Source organism: Demequina phytophila, assembly GCF_000971135.1.
Taxonomy (GTDB): Bacteria; Actinomycetota; Actinomycetes; order Actinomycetales; family Demequinaceae; genus Demequina; species Demequina phytophila.
Map to the genome: position 1 here is coordinate 39,036 of NZ_BBLW01000010.1, position 14,188 is coordinate 53,223.

13 protein-coding genes and 1 riboswitch are annotated in these 14,188 nt (G+C 71.5%); of the genes, 4 read left to right on the forward strand and 9 right to left on the reverse strand.

Annotated elements, in window-relative coordinates; genetic code table 11:
* Window positions 1-8: 8 nt before the first annotated feature.
* Both grpE and dnaK read right to left on the reverse strand, forming a co-directional pair.
* On the reverse strand, window positions 9-560 hold the full coding sequence (gene grpE / locus AOM01_RS13875; protein WP_062294630.1) for a nucleotide exchange factor GrpE: 552 nt from the start codon (window positions 558-560) through the stop codon (window positions 9-11).
* 76 nt (window positions 561-636) lie between these two features.
* Window positions 637-2,490: a molecular chaperone DnaK gene (gene dnaK, locus AOM01_RS13880; protein WP_062294632.1), complete on the reverse strand. Its 1,854-nt coding sequence runs from the start codon at window positions 2,488-2,490 to the stop codon at window positions 637-639.
* Window positions 2,491-2,653: 163 nt separating this feature from the next.
* On the opposite strand from dnaK, the gene AOM01_RS13885 reads away from it, so the two are divergent.
* Window positions 2,654-3,112, forward strand: coding sequence for a rhodanese-like domain-containing protein (locus AOM01_RS13885; protein WP_062294634.1), 459 nt, complete (start codon window positions 2,654-2,656; stop codon window positions 3,110-3,112).
* Between the two features lie 12 nt (window positions 3,113-3,124).
* Here the strand turns inward: AOM01_RS13885 and AOM01_RS13890 are convergent, their stop codons facing one another.
* The 6 genes from AOM01_RS13890 to dcd all read right to left on the reverse strand — a co-directional run bounded on the left by AOM01_RS13890 (window position 3,125) and on the right by dcd (window position 9,104).
* Window positions 3,125-3,802, reverse strand: coding sequence for a GNAT family N-acetyltransferase (locus tag AOM01_RS13890; protein ID WP_062294636.1), 678 nt, complete (start codon window positions 3,800-3,802; stop codon window positions 3,125-3,127).
* 201 nt (window positions 3,803-4,003) lie between these two features.
* Window positions 4,004-4,654 (reverse strand): ABC transporter ATP-binding protein, encoded by a 651-nt coding sequence (locus AOM01_RS13895; RefSeq protein WP_062294638.1) that lies wholly within the window; start codon window positions 4,652-4,654, stop codon window positions 4,004-4,006.
* Window positions 4,651-6,276, reverse strand: a complete 1,626-nt coding sequence (locus AOM01_RS13900) for an ABC transporter permease (protein ID WP_062294639.1) — start codon at window positions 6,274-6,276, stop codon at window positions 4,651-4,653. Before AOM01_RS13900 ends, AOM01_RS13895 begins: the two co-directional genes overlap by 4 nt.
* A 10-nt stretch (window positions 6,277-6,286) precedes the next feature.
* Complete coding sequence (locus AOM01_RS13905; protein ID WP_062294641.1) at window positions 6,287-7,369, reverse strand: thiamine ABC transporter substrate-binding protein; 1,083 nt, start codon at window positions 7,367-7,369, stop codon at window positions 6,287-6,289.
* Window positions 7,370-7,390: 21 nt separating this feature from the next.
* Window positions 7,391-7,517: riboswitch (TPP riboswitch) on the reverse strand.
* A gap of 57 nt (window positions 7,518-7,574) precedes the next feature.
* A complete protein-coding gene (locus AOM01_RS13910; RefSeq protein ID WP_062294643.1) occupies window positions 7,575-8,426 on the reverse strand; it encodes a DUF2510 domain-containing protein in 852 nt (283 codons plus the stop codon).
* 105 nt (window positions 8,427-8,531) lie between these two features.
* The gene (gene dcd, locus AOM01_RS13915) at window positions 8,532-9,104 is read right to left on the reverse strand and encodes a dCTP deaminase (protein ID WP_062294645.1); all 573 of its coding nucleotides are present in this window, start codon (window positions 9,102-9,104) and stop codon (window positions 8,532-8,534) included.
* Between the two features lie 112 nt (window positions 9,105-9,216).
* Here dcd and AOM01_RS13920 point away from each other — a divergent pair, with 112 nt between their 5' ends.
* Window positions 9,217-9,822, forward strand: a complete 606-nt coding sequence (locus tag AOM01_RS13920; RefSeq protein WP_156156004.1) for a DUF6518 family protein — start codon at window positions 9,217-9,219, stop codon at window positions 9,820-9,822.
* A gap of 19 nt (window positions 9,823-9,841) precedes the next feature.
* Here the strand turns inward: AOM01_RS13920 and AOM01_RS13925 are convergent, their stop codons facing one another.
* Window positions 9,842-10,126 (reverse strand): PLD nuclease N-terminal domain-containing protein, encoded by a 285-nt coding sequence (locus AOM01_RS13925; RefSeq protein WP_062294650.1) that lies wholly within the window; start codon window positions 10,124-10,126, stop codon window positions 9,842-9,844.
* Window positions 10,127-10,399: 273 nt separating this feature from the next.
* On the opposite strand from AOM01_RS13925, the gene AOM01_RS13930 reads away from it, so the two are divergent.
* Window positions 10,400-12,823 (forward strand): glycoside hydrolase family 94 protein, encoded by a 2,424-nt coding sequence (locus tag AOM01_RS13930; RefSeq protein WP_062294652.1) that lies wholly within the window; start codon window positions 10,400-10,402, stop codon window positions 12,821-12,823.
* Window positions 12,824-12,938: 115 nt separating this feature from the next.
* On the forward strand, window positions 12,939-14,123 hold the full coding sequence (locus tag AOM01_RS13935) for an anti-sigma factor domain-containing protein (RefSeq protein WP_062294654.1): 1,185 nt from the start codon (window positions 12,939-12,941) through the stop codon (window positions 14,121-14,123).
* The last annotated feature ends 65 nt before the right edge of the window (window positions 14,124-14,188 follow it).

A 14,188-nucleotide genomic window follows, 5' to 3' on the forward strand; every position in this document is an offset into this window, starting at 1 on the left:
CTCCGTCCCTACTCGGGCTGCGCGACGATCACGCGCGCCGGGCGGAGCACACGCTCGCCGACCTTGTGGCCCGGCTGGGCGACGTGCTGGACGGTGGGCTCCGTCACCTCGGTGCTGGGCTGCGACATCAGCGCCTCGTGGAGCTGCGGGTCGAACACGTCGCCCGCGGCGCCGTACGCCGACCAGCCGAGGCCGCCGAGCGCGGCCTCGAGCTTCGCCGCGATGGCCGCGAAGGGGCCGTCCGTGAGGTCGCCGTGCTCGCGCGCCGCCGCGATGTCGTCGAGCGCGGGGATGAGCGCCTCGATCGCCTTCGCAGTCGCGTTGGTGCCGATCAGCTCGCGGTCGCGGTCGACGCGCTTGCGGTAGTTGACGTACTCCGCCTGCAGGCGCTGGAGGTCCGCGAGGTGCTCGGCGGCCTTCAGCTCGGCCTGGTCGAGCGCGGTGTCCGCGCCCTCCTCGTCCGCCTCGATGTCCGCCGCCGCGTCGTTGAGGATGCGCTCGGCCTGGGCCATCGCGTCGTCCTGCGGCTGGTCCGGTGTGGGGTTCTGGTTCTCGGTCATGGTCTCCTCCAAGCGGAGACGGCGGGCGGCGGTGCGAAGTCCAGCGACCCCGCTCCGCACGCCCGCCGTCGTGCCGTTACTTCTTGTCGTCCTCGTCGTCGACGATCTCGGCGTCGACCACGTCGTCGTCCGACGCGGCCTGCTCCGAGGCGCCCTCACCGGCAGCGGCCTCGGCCTGCTGCGACGCGTAGACGGCCTCGCCGATCTTCTGAGCCTTCTCGACCAGGGTCTCGTGCTTGGCCTTGATGTCCTCGACGTCGTCGCCCTCGAGAGCGGTCTTCACGTCGGCGATCGCGGACTTGACGTCCTCGGTCACCTCGGCGGGGACCTTGTCCTCGTTCTCGGAGAGGATCTTCTCGGTCGAGTACGCGAAGGTCTCGGCGTTGTTGCGGGTCTCGGCCTCCTCGCGACGCTTCTTGTCCTCCTCCGCGTGCTCCTCGGCGTCCTTGACCATGCGCTCGATGTCCTCCTTCGAGAGGGCCGAGCCACCGGACACGGTGATGGACTGCTCCTTGCCGGTGCCGCGGTCCTTCGCGTGGACGTGGACGATGCCGTTCGCGTCGATGTCGAAGGTGACCTCGATCTGCGGGACGCCGCGCGGGGCCGGCGCGATGCCCGACAGCTCGAACGTGCCGAGGAGCTTGTTGTCGCGAGCGAACTGGCGCTCGCCCTGGTAGACCTGGATCAGCACGGACGGCTGGTTGTCCTCGGCGGTCGAGAAGACCTCCGACGACTTGGTCGGGATCGCGGTGTTGCGCTCGATCAGGGTGGTCATGACGCCGCCCTTGGTCTCGATGCCCAGGCTCAGCGGCGTGACGTCGATCAGCAGGACGTCCTTGCGCTCGCCCTTGATGACGCCCGCCTGGAGCGCCGCGCCGACGGCGACGACCTCGTCCGGGTTGACGCCCTTGTTGGGCTCCTTGCCGCCGGTGAGCTCGCGCACCACGTCGGCGACTGCCGGCATGCGCGTCGAGCCGCCGACGAGCAGCACGTGGTCGATGTCCGAGAGCTTGATGCCGGCGTCCTTGATGACCTGGTGGAACGGCGCCTTGGTGCGATCGAGCAGGTCCGACGTCATCTGCTGGAACTGCGCGCGGGTGAGCTTGGTGTCGAGGTGCACGGGGCCGTTCTCGCCGATGCTCAGGTACTGCAGCGAGATGGTGGTCTGCTGCGCGGAGCTCAGCTCCTTCTTCGCCTGCTCGGCGGCCTCGCGGAGGCGCTGGAGGGCGGAGCGGTCCTTCGACAGGTCCACGCCCTCGGTGTTCTTGACCTCCTTGACGAGGTGGTCGACGATGCGCTGGTCCCAGTCGTCGCCGCCGAGGCGGTTGTCGCCCGCGGTGGCCTTGACCTGGATGGTCGAGAAGTCGTCCTCGTCCTTGCCCACCTCGAGGAGGGACACGTCGAACGTGCCGCCGCCGAGGTCGAAGACGAGGATGTGCTCGTCCTCCTTGCCCTTGTCGAGGCCGTACGCGAGGGCCGCCGCGGTGGGCTCGTTGACGATGCGCAGGACGTTGAGGCCCGCGATCTCACCGGCCTCCTTGGTGGCCTGACGCTCGTGGTCGTTGAAGTACGCGGGGACGGTGACGACCGCGTCGGTCACCTTCTCGCCCAGGTACTCCTCGGCGTCGCGCTTGAGCTTGCCCAGGATGCGGGCCGAGATCTCCTGCGGCGTGTACTTCTTGTCGTCGATCTCCTTCGACCAGTCGGTGCCCATGTGGCGCTTGACCGACGCGATGGTGCGATCGACGTTGGTGACGGCCTGACGCTTCGCGATCTCGCCGACGAGGACCTCGCCGGTCTTCGAGAAGGCCACGACGGACGGGGTGGTGCGGGCGCCCTCGGCGTTCGCGATGACGGTGGGCTCGCCACCCTCCAGGACCGACACCACCGAGTTCGTGGTGCCGAGGTCGATGCCAACTGCACGTGCCATGTCTGCTTCTTCCTCCAGTAGTTGAGCGACTGAGACTCAACTTATGTCGCGGCCCGAGGCGTGTCAAGCCGAGCCGGCCAAAGTTGAGCGAACTCTGCTCAAGTTCTCAGGAGGTGCCGCCGGGATCTCGACTGGACCCGCGCATCGTCCCTACGCTCGCCGCATGGAACTCGCCGCCGCCCGCGCCCACTTCGCCGCCAAGCTCGCGTTCGAGACGGACGTCTCGGACGTGCATGCGGCACTCGAGGGCGGCGACCCGGGGTTCGTGCTGATCGACACGCGCAGCCTGGAGGCGTGGGACCAGGGCCACGCGCGCGGTGCGGTCCACCTGCCCAAGCCGGACATGCCCGCGCGCATCCCCGCGGAGTACCCGCCGGGCACCAGGTTCGTCGTCTACTGCTGGGGTCCGGGCTGCAACGGGGCGACGCGCGCGGGGCTCATCATCACCGACCTCGGGTACGAGGTGAAGGAGATGATCGGCGGTTTCGAGTACTGGGCGCGCGAGGGCCTGCCCGTCGACGCGATCGCGGCCGACGGCGAGCGCGTCGACGCCACCTACCCGGTGGACCCGCTCACCTCGCCGCTGCCCGCCGCGGGCGCGCGCATCGCCTGCGACTGCTGACGGGCGCCGCGCTCAACCGGCGACCCGCACCCGCTGCACCACGTTGGCGGTATCGCGGCGCGTGAAGCCCAGGTGCTCGTACAGCCGGATCGCCGTCGTGTTGCCCGCGCCGGTGTGGAGGAACGGTCGGCGACCGGCAGCGTGGATGCCGTGCGCGACCGCCTCCATCAGGCGGGTTGCGAGGCCGCGACCGCGATGCGTCTCGCGCGTGCCCACCGCGCTGATCTCGGTCCAGCCGGGTGTGGTGAGCCGCTCGCCGGCCATCGCGATCAGGCGGCCGTCCTCCTTGATCCCGTAGTAGGCGCCGGTGAGGTGGGTCTCGGAGGAGAAGGGGCCGGGCTGCGCCTCCGCCACCAGGTCGACCATCGCGGGCGCGTCCTCGGCGGTGAGGCGGACCACGTCCGGGTGGGTGCGCCCGAAGCCGTCGGGCGCGGTCATCTGCACCACGTCGAAGCGGCCGAGCTCCTCCCAGCCGTCCGCGACCTCGACCGGTAGGCCGAACAGCACGACCTCGTCCTGGCCGGTGACGGCGGCGAGGTCGGCCCAGTCCTGCGCCGTCGGCTGAGGCGGCAAGGCGGCGAAGGGGGCGACCGTACGGCGGTACCGCGCGGCCTCGCCGCGTCGGATCCCGAGGGGACGGTGCGCCCCGGACAGCGCGTGGAAGGCGGGATTGTCGAGCTCGTGGGGCATGGGGAGATTCTCTCGCGCCGCGGAGTTCACGCGTCGCCGGGGCACCCCGGCTGCCAGGTTCCACACGGAATCCCGGATCAGCCCGGATCGACATGCAGCTCGCGTCGCATCGCCCGACCAGGACACGTGCGGTTGCAGAATGCGTGCGGAGACCGGTCGGGGGAGCTGGTCAGCGGCCTGGCCCGGGGCCCAGCCAAGTGCCTAGACCAGGAGCCCGTCCTCCATGCGCAGCACCCGGTCCGCCATCACGGACGCCTCGGCCGGATCGTGCGTGACCAGGAGCCCGGTGGTGCCGGTCGCACGCAGCAGGTCCCGCACCTCGACCGCGAGGCGACCGCGCAGGTCCGCGTCGAGGGAGGAGAGGGGCTCGTCGAGCGCGAGCAGCCGAGGTCGAGAGGCGAGCGACCGCGCCAACGCCACGCGTTGCCGCTGCCCGCCGCTCAGCTCCGTCACCGACCGGCCGCCAAGGCCCTCGAGCCCGACCATCGCGAGCAGCTCCGCGACCCGTGACTCCCGGGACCCTCGCGGCACGCCCGCCATCTCGAGCCCGAACGCGACGTTCGCGCCCACCGTGAGGTGGGGGAACAGCTGGCCGTCCTGGAAGACCAGCCCGAACCCGCGCCTGTGCACGGGCACGCGCGCGAGGTCCTCACCGTCCCACGCGACCGTCCCGCCCGCGAGCGGGGTCACCCCCACCACGGCGGACAGCAGCGACGACTTGCCGCAGCCCGACGGCCCGAGCAGCGCGACGATCTCCCCAGCCGCGACCGCGAGGGACACGCCCCGCACCGCCTCGACCGGAGGCGTGCCGGGGTAGGTGACGCGTGCATCGTCCACCCGTAGCCCGCTCATATCTCGGCCCCCACGGTGGTCCGCAGCCGCTCGGACGCGAGCATGACGGCCGCCGTCACGGCGGCGAGCAGGACGGATGCGGCGAAGGCCATGCCCACATTGTCGATGCCCGGCCGCGACAGCAGGCGCGCGATGGCGGTCGGCAGGGTGGGCGAGTCGGGTCGAGCGACGAATGCGGTGGCGCCGAACTCGCCCATCGCGATCGCGAAGGCGAACGCGAGGGAGGCTCCGACCGCGGAGCGCAGGAGCGGCGCGTCGACCCGCCACAGCGCCCGCCACGGGGAGGCGCCCAGCGTCGCGGCGGCGGCGCGCAGCCGCGGGTCGATCGCTCGCGCCGCGGGGACCAGCGCGCGCACCATGAGCGGCAGCGCGACCACCGCCTGCGCGATGGGCACCAGCCACCACGACCCGCGCAGGTCGACCCCCAGCACCGAGCGGTTGAGCGTGAGCAGCACGCCCAGGCCCACCACCACCGCGGACACCCCGAGCGGGAGCATCACGAGCGACTCCAGCCACGAGGCACGTCGCGACGGGCGCGCGACCAGCTGCGCGGTCACGATCCCGACCACGCCCGCGAACACCGTTGCCACCGCCGCCGTCACCAGCGACGTCACCATCGCCTCCCACACGGGTGCGGACAGCGTCGACCGCATCGGCGGCTCCCCGAACAGCGCCGCATAGTGGTCGAGGCCGTAGCCGCCGGTCACGCGGAGCGACCGTTCGATCAGCGCGAGCGCCGGCAGCACCAGCAGCACCACGGCGGGAGCGAGCGCCGCCGCGATCCCCGCCCGTTCCCGCGAACCGGGCCGGCGCATCGTCTCCACGGCGGCCGGCGGGCGCGGCGACCGTGCCCGCGCGCTCACCCACAGGGCGATCCCGACGAACACCACCTGCACCAGCGCGAGCACCGCCGCCGCGCGGAGGTCGAGGAACTGGTTCACCTGCACGTAGATCTCGGTCTCCACGGTGCGGATGCGGGACCCGCCCAGGATCAGGACCAGCGCGAAGGACGTCGAGCAGAACAGCATGACCACCGCGGCGGACGATGCGATGGCGGGCTTGAGCGCGGGCAGCGTCACCCGGGCGAAGGCACGGGCGGGCGAGGCACCCAGGGTGCGCGCCGCATCGGCCATGCGCGGCGACAGCGACTCCCACGCGCCGCCCACGATGCGCACCACCACCGAGACGTTGAAGAACACGAGCGCGAGGATGATCGCCGCCATCGACTGGTCGAGGCCCAGGAAGCCCAGCACGCCCGAGGCGGAGAACAGCGCGGAGAACGCGGCGGCGACCACGATGGTCGGCAGCACGAACGGCACCGTGACGAGCGCCCGCATCGCGCGGCGTCCCCGCCACTCGAATCGTGACAGCGCCCACGCGGCGGGGATGCCGAGCGCGAGCGAGCCCGCCGTGCCGGCCAGCGCGAGCACCACGGTGGTGGCGATCGCGCGCAGCGTGCGCTCGGAGGCGAGCACGTCGAGCGCGCCGGCGAGATCGCCGCCCTCGAGGAGGCCGCGGGCGATCACGGTGCCGGCAGGCCACAGGAAGAACAGCCCGAGGAACGCCACGGGCACGCCCGCGAGCGCCCACCAGAGGCGGGCGCTCGCGGGCCAGGGGTTCATCGGGGTGTGCTCAGTCGAGGACCGTGGCGGTCCACTCGTCGATCCATGCGTCGCGGTTCGCGTCGATCTCCGCGGCGTCGAGCGTGTACGGCGCGTCCGCGAGGGGCGCGAACTCGACCCACTCGGCGGGCAGCTCCACGGAGGTGGAGACCGGGTAGACGTACATGCTCTCCGGCATGGAGGCCTGGACCTCGTCGGAGAGCAACCAGTCGACCACGGCCTGCGCGCCCGCGGGGTTATCGGCCCCCTCGAGCACGCCCGCGTACTCGACCTGGCGGAAGCAGGTGTCGAGCATCGCGGCGGTGGTGGGCTCGCCGTCGATCACCTCGGACGGGGGCGAGGAGGCGTAGCTCAGCACCACCGGGTAGTCGCCGCCGTAGTTGGGGGCGGAGAAGTCCGTGAAGTAGGTGTCGGACCACGAGGCCGTGACGCGGAGGTCGTTGGCGCGCATCGCCTCCCACCAGTCGAGCCACGAGTCGCCCATCGCGGCCTGGGTCGCGAGCATGAACGCGAGGCCGGGGGACGAGGTCGCGGGGTTGGTGACGGACACCTGACCCGCGTACCGCGCGTCGGTGAGGTCGTCGAGCGTGGGCGCGCCGTCGGGGAAGGCCGCGAGGTCGTAGTTGAGGCAGACGTCGGAGAAGTCGACCGCGGTGAGCAGGTCCTCGGCGCCGGGGATCGCGTACTCGGCGGAGTCGCCGGCCGCGGGTGCCGTGCTCGCGTACGGGGCGAGGACGCCGCCGTCGATCGCGCGCGACGCGAACGTGTTGTCGATGCCGTAGACCGCGTCGCCCAGCGGCGCGTCCTTGGTCAGCACCAGCTGGTTCACCAGCGTGCCGGCGTCGCCGGGCTGCACCAGCTCGACGTCCAGGCCCGACTCGGCCTCGAAGGCGGCCAGCGCATCGTCCGGCACGTAGAAGCTGTCGTGGGTGACCAAGCGGACGGTGCCGCCCAGGGGTGCCTCGGCCTGTGCGGTCTCCGTCGCCTCGGCGGTTGACGATGCGCCGGGCTCGGTCGCCTGCGAACAGGCGGCCAGGGCGAGGGTCAGGCTGGTGGCTGCGGCCGTGACGGCCGCGGTGCGCGTGATGCGCATGGGTTTTCCTCCCGGAATAGGAGGGGACGAGACTCGACTCCCTACGCCGGTGCGAGCCGGATCAGGTTCGAGGGTCTGCGGCGTTCCGCACTCTCAGCGCCCTGGTTCCTCCGGTGGTCCCGGCGGAGGCGCTCCCCTGTCGTGTCCGGCCAGGATAGCGCGGGTGTCGCGGCGCTCGGTGCCCCGAGATCTCCGGTGGCGCCGCTCAGTCGATGGTGAGCGAGTTGAGGACCGTCTCGACGTTCTCCACGCCCGAGCCCAGGGTGTCGGAACCGGTCGAGTAGACGAGCACCTGGCGCTCGCCGTCGACCACCACGCCGACCGCGTTGGTCGAGATGAGGTCGTAGTACGGGTGCTCGTACTCGGCGAGGTAGGCGGTCAACCCGGAGGAGGTGCGCACCGCGCCCTGCGCGGTCGTGGTGACGTCCTCGAAGCCGGCCGTCGCGGAGGAGATGAAGGCGGTGGTCTCGACGCGGGCGACGCTCGGACCGCCCGTGTCGACCGCGCTGATCACCATGAGCATCACGCCGCCGGTCTCGACGTCGCCGGCTGTCAGCCACGCGCCGTCGACGTGCACGTCGACGTCGAGCGGGCCGGCCATCTGGTCCTCCATCTCGGAGACGCCGATGATGTCCGTGACGTCCTCCCATGCGGGGTCGACGGCGATGGTGCCGCCACCCTCGAGGACGTCCTGAGTCGACCATCCGTCGCCCGGGGCTGCGGTGAGCTCGCGCCCACCCGCCTCCGACGCCGCGTCGGCGAGCTCCGGCACGATCATCGCGATCGCCCCGCCGATCAGCCCGAGCAGGACGACAGCGCCCGCGATCGACCAGCCCACGATCGCGCCCACGCGAGCACGCGGAGCCGTGGACGATCGCTGGTCGCGGACCGCAGGGTCGATCACGCGGTGCGTGCCCCACTCGCGACCGTCCCAGTAGCGCTGCTGGCCGGCCTGCTCCGGGTCCGGATACCAGCCTGCCGGCGGAAGCTCAGGTGCGGGGGCGACGGCCGCGGGCGCGGCGAAGTCGGTGGCCGAGGTCGGCTGCTGGTCGGTCATCGTTCCCCCTGGTGACACCCTGTTGCCGGGGAGTCTAGGGGAGGACCCGTGACCAATGGCACGGTGTGACGCGCCCCACGCGTCTCTTGCGCCGAATGACCGGGCTCAGATGTCGATGCGGTGGAAGTTCTGGAAGCTCTTCGACGCGGTGGGGCCCCGCTGGCCGCGGTAGCGCGAGCCGTAGCGGTCGGAGCCGTACGGGTGCTCGGCGGGCGAGGACAGGCGGAAGAAGCACAGCTGGCCGATCTTCATGCCCGGCCACAGGTTGATGGGCAGCGTCGCAGTGTTGGAGAGCTCGAGCGTGACGTTGCCCTCGAAGCCGGGGTCGATGAAGCCGGCGGTCGAGTGCGTGAGGAGGCCCAGCCGCCCCAGCGAGGACTTCCCCTCGAGGCGAGCCGCGATGTCGTCGGGCAGCGTCACCGACTCGTACGTGGACCCGAGCACGAACTCGCCGGGGTGCAGCACGAACGGCCCGTCGCTGATGTCGACCAGGCGCGTGAGCTCGGGCTGCTCGGCGGCCGGGTCGATCGCCGCGTACTTGTGGTTGTCGAACACGCGGAAGTAGCGGTCGAGGCGCACGTCGATGGAGGAGGGCTGGATCATGTCGGGGTCCCACGGGTCGAGGGCGACCCTGCCCGCCGTGATCTCAGCGCGGATGTCGCGGTCCGAGAGCAGCATGGTGCCCAACCTAGTGCGCGCGCCCGGACGATGCGAGGGTCGACGCCCATCGGTGCGGCCATCAGGGCGATCCCCGATGCGGCGCGACGCGGCCCTTGGCTACGGTCTCCCCGTGCAACCCGTCCTGTCGTCCTTTCTCCGCGTGGTGCTCACCGCGTGGGTCGCGCTCCTCCTGGGCGGGCTGACCCCGGTGGCGCAAGGGGTGCTGCCCGACGAGGTGGCGTCCCTCGCCAACTCGGTCGCCGGGTGGACCGTGCCCACGGCCGCGCTCGTCTGGTGGCTCGCCCGCTCCCGCGTCGAGGCCGCCCTGGGCGGCGCGGTCGCGTTCGTGGCGCTCACGCTCGGCTACTCCGTGGTGTCCGACTGGCGCGGGGAGCAGTTCGACCCGACGTTCTGGGCGACCATCGGGATCGTGGCGGGTCCCGTGATCGGGCTCGCGGCTCACGCGCTGCGGCGTCCCGCGCGGGAGGCGGCGGTGGGCGCCGGCGTGCTGTCCGGCGTGCTGGTCGGGGAGGCGGTCTACGGCCTCACCGTGATCGCGGACACCACCAGCCCGGTGTTCTGGTGGATCTGCGCGGCCGCCGGGGTGATCCTTCTCGGCGCGATGTGCGCGAGGCTCGCTCGCCCCGGGGCCATCGTGCTCGCGTGCGGCACCTCTGCCGCCGTCGCGGGGGCGTTCGTGGTCGCGTACCGCCTGCTCGGAGGGGTCGGCGCCTGACGGCCGCGGCTCGAGGCGGCTACTCCCCGCCGGGCCGGCGGCGGCGCTGCTGCTCGTTGAGCCACACCTGGTAGGCGGGGTCGTCGTCGGGGGCGATCGGCGCGGGCGGCATCGGGTGCTGCGTGGGCCCGCCGAGCAGCTTGAGGAGGATCCACGCGCCGGCCCCGACCCACGGCACCAGCAGGATGATGAGGATCCACGCCGCCTTCGGCAGATGCTGCGGGTGATCCGAGGGCTGCTGCACCACGTCGGCGAGCGCGTAGACCGTCATCGCGATGTACAGCAGCAGGGGCAGCAGGCGCATGATCGGAATGTAGCGGTCCTGACGTCCCGGAATCCAGTGGTCTCCCAGGGGAATCGTGGGCGCCGTGGTGCCCGGCCCCGCGCAGGGGGACGATGCTCCGGTCGCCCGGCCCGTGCATCGTCCCGCGGTCCGGTGGTGGGGTTCACGGACCCTTCCGGCCCCCTCGTGAGAGCGCTCTCTCGCAAAAAACGAATCGTTTCGATAAGGTGGATCCCGACACTCAGCCGGAGGCGCCGCACGGATGCGCGCGCCCCGACACGAAAGGCACCGCCCATGCAGTTCGGCCACTTCGACGACGAGGCCCGCGAGTACGTCATCACGACGCCGCACACCCCCTACCCGTGGATCAACTACCTGGGCGCCCAGGACTTCTTCGGTCTCGTGTCGCACACGGGCGGCGGGTACTCCTTCTACCGCGACGCCAAGCTGCGTCGCCTCACGCGCTACCGCTACAACAACGTGCCGGTGGACGACGGCGGTCGCTACTTCTCCATCAACGACGGCGGCGACGTGTGGAGCCCCGGCTTCCGTCCGTACAAGACCGAGCTCGACTCCTTCGAGACGCGCCACGGTATGGGCTACACGCGCATCACGGGCTCGCGGAACGGTCTCGAGGCGAGCGTCCTGCTGTTCGTGCCGGTGGATGTCAACGCGGAGATCCACCGCGTCGAGCTGACCAACACGTCCGACGCCCCGAAGTCCTTCTCGCTGTTCAGCTTCCTCGAGTTCAACCTGTGGAACGCCGAGGACGACCAGACCAACTACCAGCGCAACCTCTCGATCGGCGAGGTCGAGGTGGTCGACGGCGCGATCTATCACAAGACCGAGTACCGCGAGCGTCGCGACCACTACGCCGTCTACGGCGTGAACGCCGAGATCGCGGGCTTCGACACGGACCGCGACACGTTCCTCGGGTTCGGCAACGGCTTCGACGAGGCCGCCGTGCCGCACGCCGGGAAGGCGGGCAACTCGGTGGCGTCCGGCTGGTACCCGATCGCCTCGCACCAGCTCGCGGTCGAGCTCGCCCCGGGCGAGTCGAAGGCCTTCACGTTCGTGCTCGGTTACCTGGAGAACCCGCGCGACGACAAGTGGGAGGCGCCCGGCGTCATCCGCAAGGACGGCGCCCGCGAGCTGCTCGCCCGCTTCGCCACGGACTCCCAGACGATGGACGAGTTCGCCAAGCTCAACGCCTACTGGGACGGCCTGCTGGGCTCGTACACCGTCGAGTCGGGCCACGAGAAGCTCGACCGCATGGTCAACATCTGGAACCAGTACCAGTGCATGGTGACCTACAACATGTCGCGCTCGGCGTCGTTCTTCGAGACCGGCATGGGCCGAGGCATGGGCTTCCGCGACTCGTCGCAGGACCTCCTCGGATTCGTGCACCTGGTCCCCGAGCGCGCCCGCGAGCGCATCATCGACATCGCGTCGACGCAGTTCGAGGACGGCAGCGCGTACCACCAGTACCAGCCGCTCACCAAGCGCGGCAACCACACGCTGGGCTCGGGCTTCAACGACGACCCGCTGTGGCTGATCCTCGGCGTCGCCGCCTACATCAAGGAGACGGGCGACTTCGCGATCCTCGACGAGATGGTCCCGTTCGACAACGACGAGACCAAGGCCGCCTCCCTCATGGAGCACCTCAAGCGCTCGTTCGACCACCCGCTCAACAACGTCGGCCCGCACGGCCTGCCGCTCATCGGCCGCGCCGACTGGAACGACTGCCTCAACCTCAACTGCTTCTCCACCGAGCCCGGCGAGTCCTTCCAGACCACCGGCAACCGCACCGGCGGCGTCGCCGAGTCGATCTTCATCGCGGGCATGTTCGCCGCGATCGGCCCCGACTACGCGGCGCTCGCGCGCCGTCGTGGGGACGATGCCGAGGCCGAGCGGGCGGAGAAGGCCGTCGAGGAGATGAAGGCCGCCGTCATCGAGCACGGCTGGGACGGCGAGTGGTTCCTGCGCGCCTACGACTACTTCGGCAACAAGGTGGGCTCCGCCGAGAACCCCGAGGGTCAGATCTGGATCGAGCCCCAGGGCTTCTGCATCATGGGCGGCATCGGCGTCGAGGAGGGCCTCGCGGACAAGGCGCTCGACGCGGTGGAGGAGCGCCTGGGAACCGACCACGGCATCGTGCTCCTCAACCCGGCCTACACCGACTACCACGTGGAGCTGGGCGAGGTGACGTCCTACCCGCCGGGCTACAAGGAGAACGCGGGCATCTTCTGCCACAACAACCCGTGGGTCATCATCGCGGAGACCGTGGTGGGTCGTTCCGAGCAGGCGTGGGACCACTACAAGCGCATCACCCCCGCGTACCGCGAGGAGATCTCCGAGGTGCACCGCCTCGAGCCGTACGTGTACGCGCAGATGATCGCCGGCAAGGATGCGGTCCGCCATGGCGAGGCGAAGAACTCGTGGCTCACCGGCACGGCGTCGTGGAACTTCGTCACGGTGTCCCAGTACCTGCTGGGCGTGCGGGCGGACTACGACGGCCTGGTGGTCGACCCGTGCATCGGCGCCGAGGTGTCCGAGTTCACCGTCCGCCGCGTGGTCCGCGGCGCGACCTACGTCATCAAGGTGACCAACTCCGGCGGCAAGGGCGCGTCGCTCACCGTGGACGGCCAGCCCATCGACGGCACCCTGGTGCCGTACGCGGCTCCCGGTGCCGTGGTCGAGGTGGTCGCCACCGTCTAGCCGTTCCTTCCAGGTCGCGAGGGCGTCGCAGCGGGTGCGGCGCCCTCGCGCATACCCCGGGGGGTGCCGGGTCCCGGCGCGGCCGTGGCACACTTCGCGTGAACAGGGGAGGGCGATGGCCGAGCCGAGCGTCGAGGAGGCGTACCGGGAGTCCGGTGCGCTGGTGCTCACTCTCGCGCTGCGCGCGCTCGGCTCCGTGGAGGACGCGGAGGACGTGGTCCGCCGCGTGTTCGCCTCCGCCGCCGCGGGCGGCTCGCTCGAGCCGCGAGACCTGCTCCACGACGCGGCGGACCGCATCACCGGGGACCTCGAGCGTCGCGTGCGCTCCAAGCTGTCGACCCTCGACGACGAGCGTGTCGTGTCCGAGGGTCTCACCGACGACCGCGCCGTGGTCGCCGAGGCGGATCGCATCCTCGTGCGCGCGTCGCTCGACCGGCTGCCGGCCGAGGACCGTGAGGCGCTCGAGCGCGCGCTCATCCACGGTGTCCCGCGCTACGAGCTCGCGCTCGCGACGGGACTCTCGGAGGAGGAGCTGGAGGTGCGTCTGCGCGACGCGTTGCTCGCGCTGTGGCATGGGACCCCGCCCGGCGAGGGTCACACCTCCGTCCAGGGGCTGGCCTCCCGCGCGCTCGGAATCCGGGTCGCGGACGGCGGGCAGCAGCACATCGCGGGGTGCACGGAGTGCCGTGCCGCGTGGCGCTCTCTCAACGACCTCGTCGGGGCGGTCACCCGGCTGCCGGCCGCGGGCCCGGTGGTACCGCCGCGTGCGGGCCTCTGGGACGAGGTGCGCCGCGCCGTCGACGCCGGACCTCCCGAGGACGAGTCGGACTGGCGCGACGAGGCCCGCGACGACGCGCGCCGCGCGCAGCGTCGACGCATGCTCGTCATGGCCGCGGCGGTGGTCGCCGCGAGCGTGTTCGCCGGCCTCGCGGTGGTGCTCTCCCAGGTCCTCGCCGAGCCGGAGCCGGCAGCGATCGCGCGGGCGTCCCTCGAGGATCCGAGGTCCGCGGGGGTCGATGCCGGCACCGCACGCCTCGTCGAGGCCGCCGACGGGAGCCAGGCGATCGTGGTCGACGGGCCCTATGCCGAGTATCCGGACGCGAATCTCGAGCTGTGGGTGACCCCGACGGGCGGCGAGCCGGTCTCGCTGGGCCAGGTGTCGTCGGGCCACTACGAGGTGGCGCTGCCGCCCGGTCTCGAGGTCGGTTCCGGGACCGTGGTGGAGATCAGCCGCGAGCCATGGGACGGAGATCAGGACCCGAGCGGCGACGTGATCGCCCGGGGCGCCTTCGGGGGCTGACCCCGCCCCCACCCCGCTGCGCTCCGCACGGTCTGACGCCCGACACGCGGGGATCACCGGCGCAT

Excerpts from the sequence above, each read along its gene's own strand:
- grpE (WP_062294630.1), bottom strand. The coding sequence starts at position 560 with ATGACCGAGAACCAGAACCCCACACCGGACCAGCCGCAGGACGACGCG.
- dnaK (WP_062294632.1), bottom strand. The coding sequence starts at position 2,490 with ATGGCACGTGCAGTTGGCATCGACCTCGGCACCACGAACTCGGTGGTG.
- AOM01_RS13885 (WP_062294634.1), top strand. The coding sequence starts at position 2,654 with ATGGAACTCGCCGCCGCCCGCGCCCACTTCGCCGCCAAGCTCGCGTTC.
- AOM01_RS13890 (WP_062294636.1), bottom strand. The coding sequence starts at position 3,802 with ATGCCCCACGAGCTCGACAATCCCGCCTTCCACGCGCTGTCCGGGGCG.
- AOM01_RS13895 (WP_062294638.1), bottom strand. The coding sequence starts at position 4,654 with ATGAGCGGGCTACGGGTGGACGATGCACGCGTCACCTACCCCGGCACG.
- AOM01_RS13900 (WP_062294639.1), bottom strand. The coding sequence starts at position 6,276 with ATGAACCCCTGGCCCGCGAGCGCCCGCCTCTGGTGGGCGCTCGCGGGC.
- AOM01_RS13905 (WP_062294641.1), bottom strand. The coding sequence starts at position 7,369 with ATGCGCATCACGCGCACCGCGGCCGTCACGGCCGCAGCCACCAGCCTG.
- AOM01_RS13910 (WP_062294643.1), bottom strand. The coding sequence starts at position 8,426 with ATGACCGACCAGCAGCCGACCTCGGCCACCGACTTCGCCGCGCCCGCG.
- dcd (WP_062294645.1), bottom strand. The coding sequence starts at position 9,104 with ATGCTGCTCTCGGACCGCGACATCCGCGCTGAGATCACGGCGGGCAGG.
- AOM01_RS13925 (WP_062294650.1), bottom strand. The coding sequence starts at position 10,126 with ATGCGCCTGCTGCCCCTGCTGCTGTACATCGCGATGACGGTCTACGCG.
- AOM01_RS13930 (WP_062294652.1), top strand. The coding sequence starts at position 10,400 with ATGCAGTTCGGCCACTTCGACGACGAGGCCCGCGAGTACGTCATCACG.
- AOM01_RS13935 (WP_062294654.1), top strand. The coding sequence starts at position 12,939 with ATGGCCGAGCCGAGCGTCGAGGAGGCGTACCGGGAGTCCGGTGCGCTG.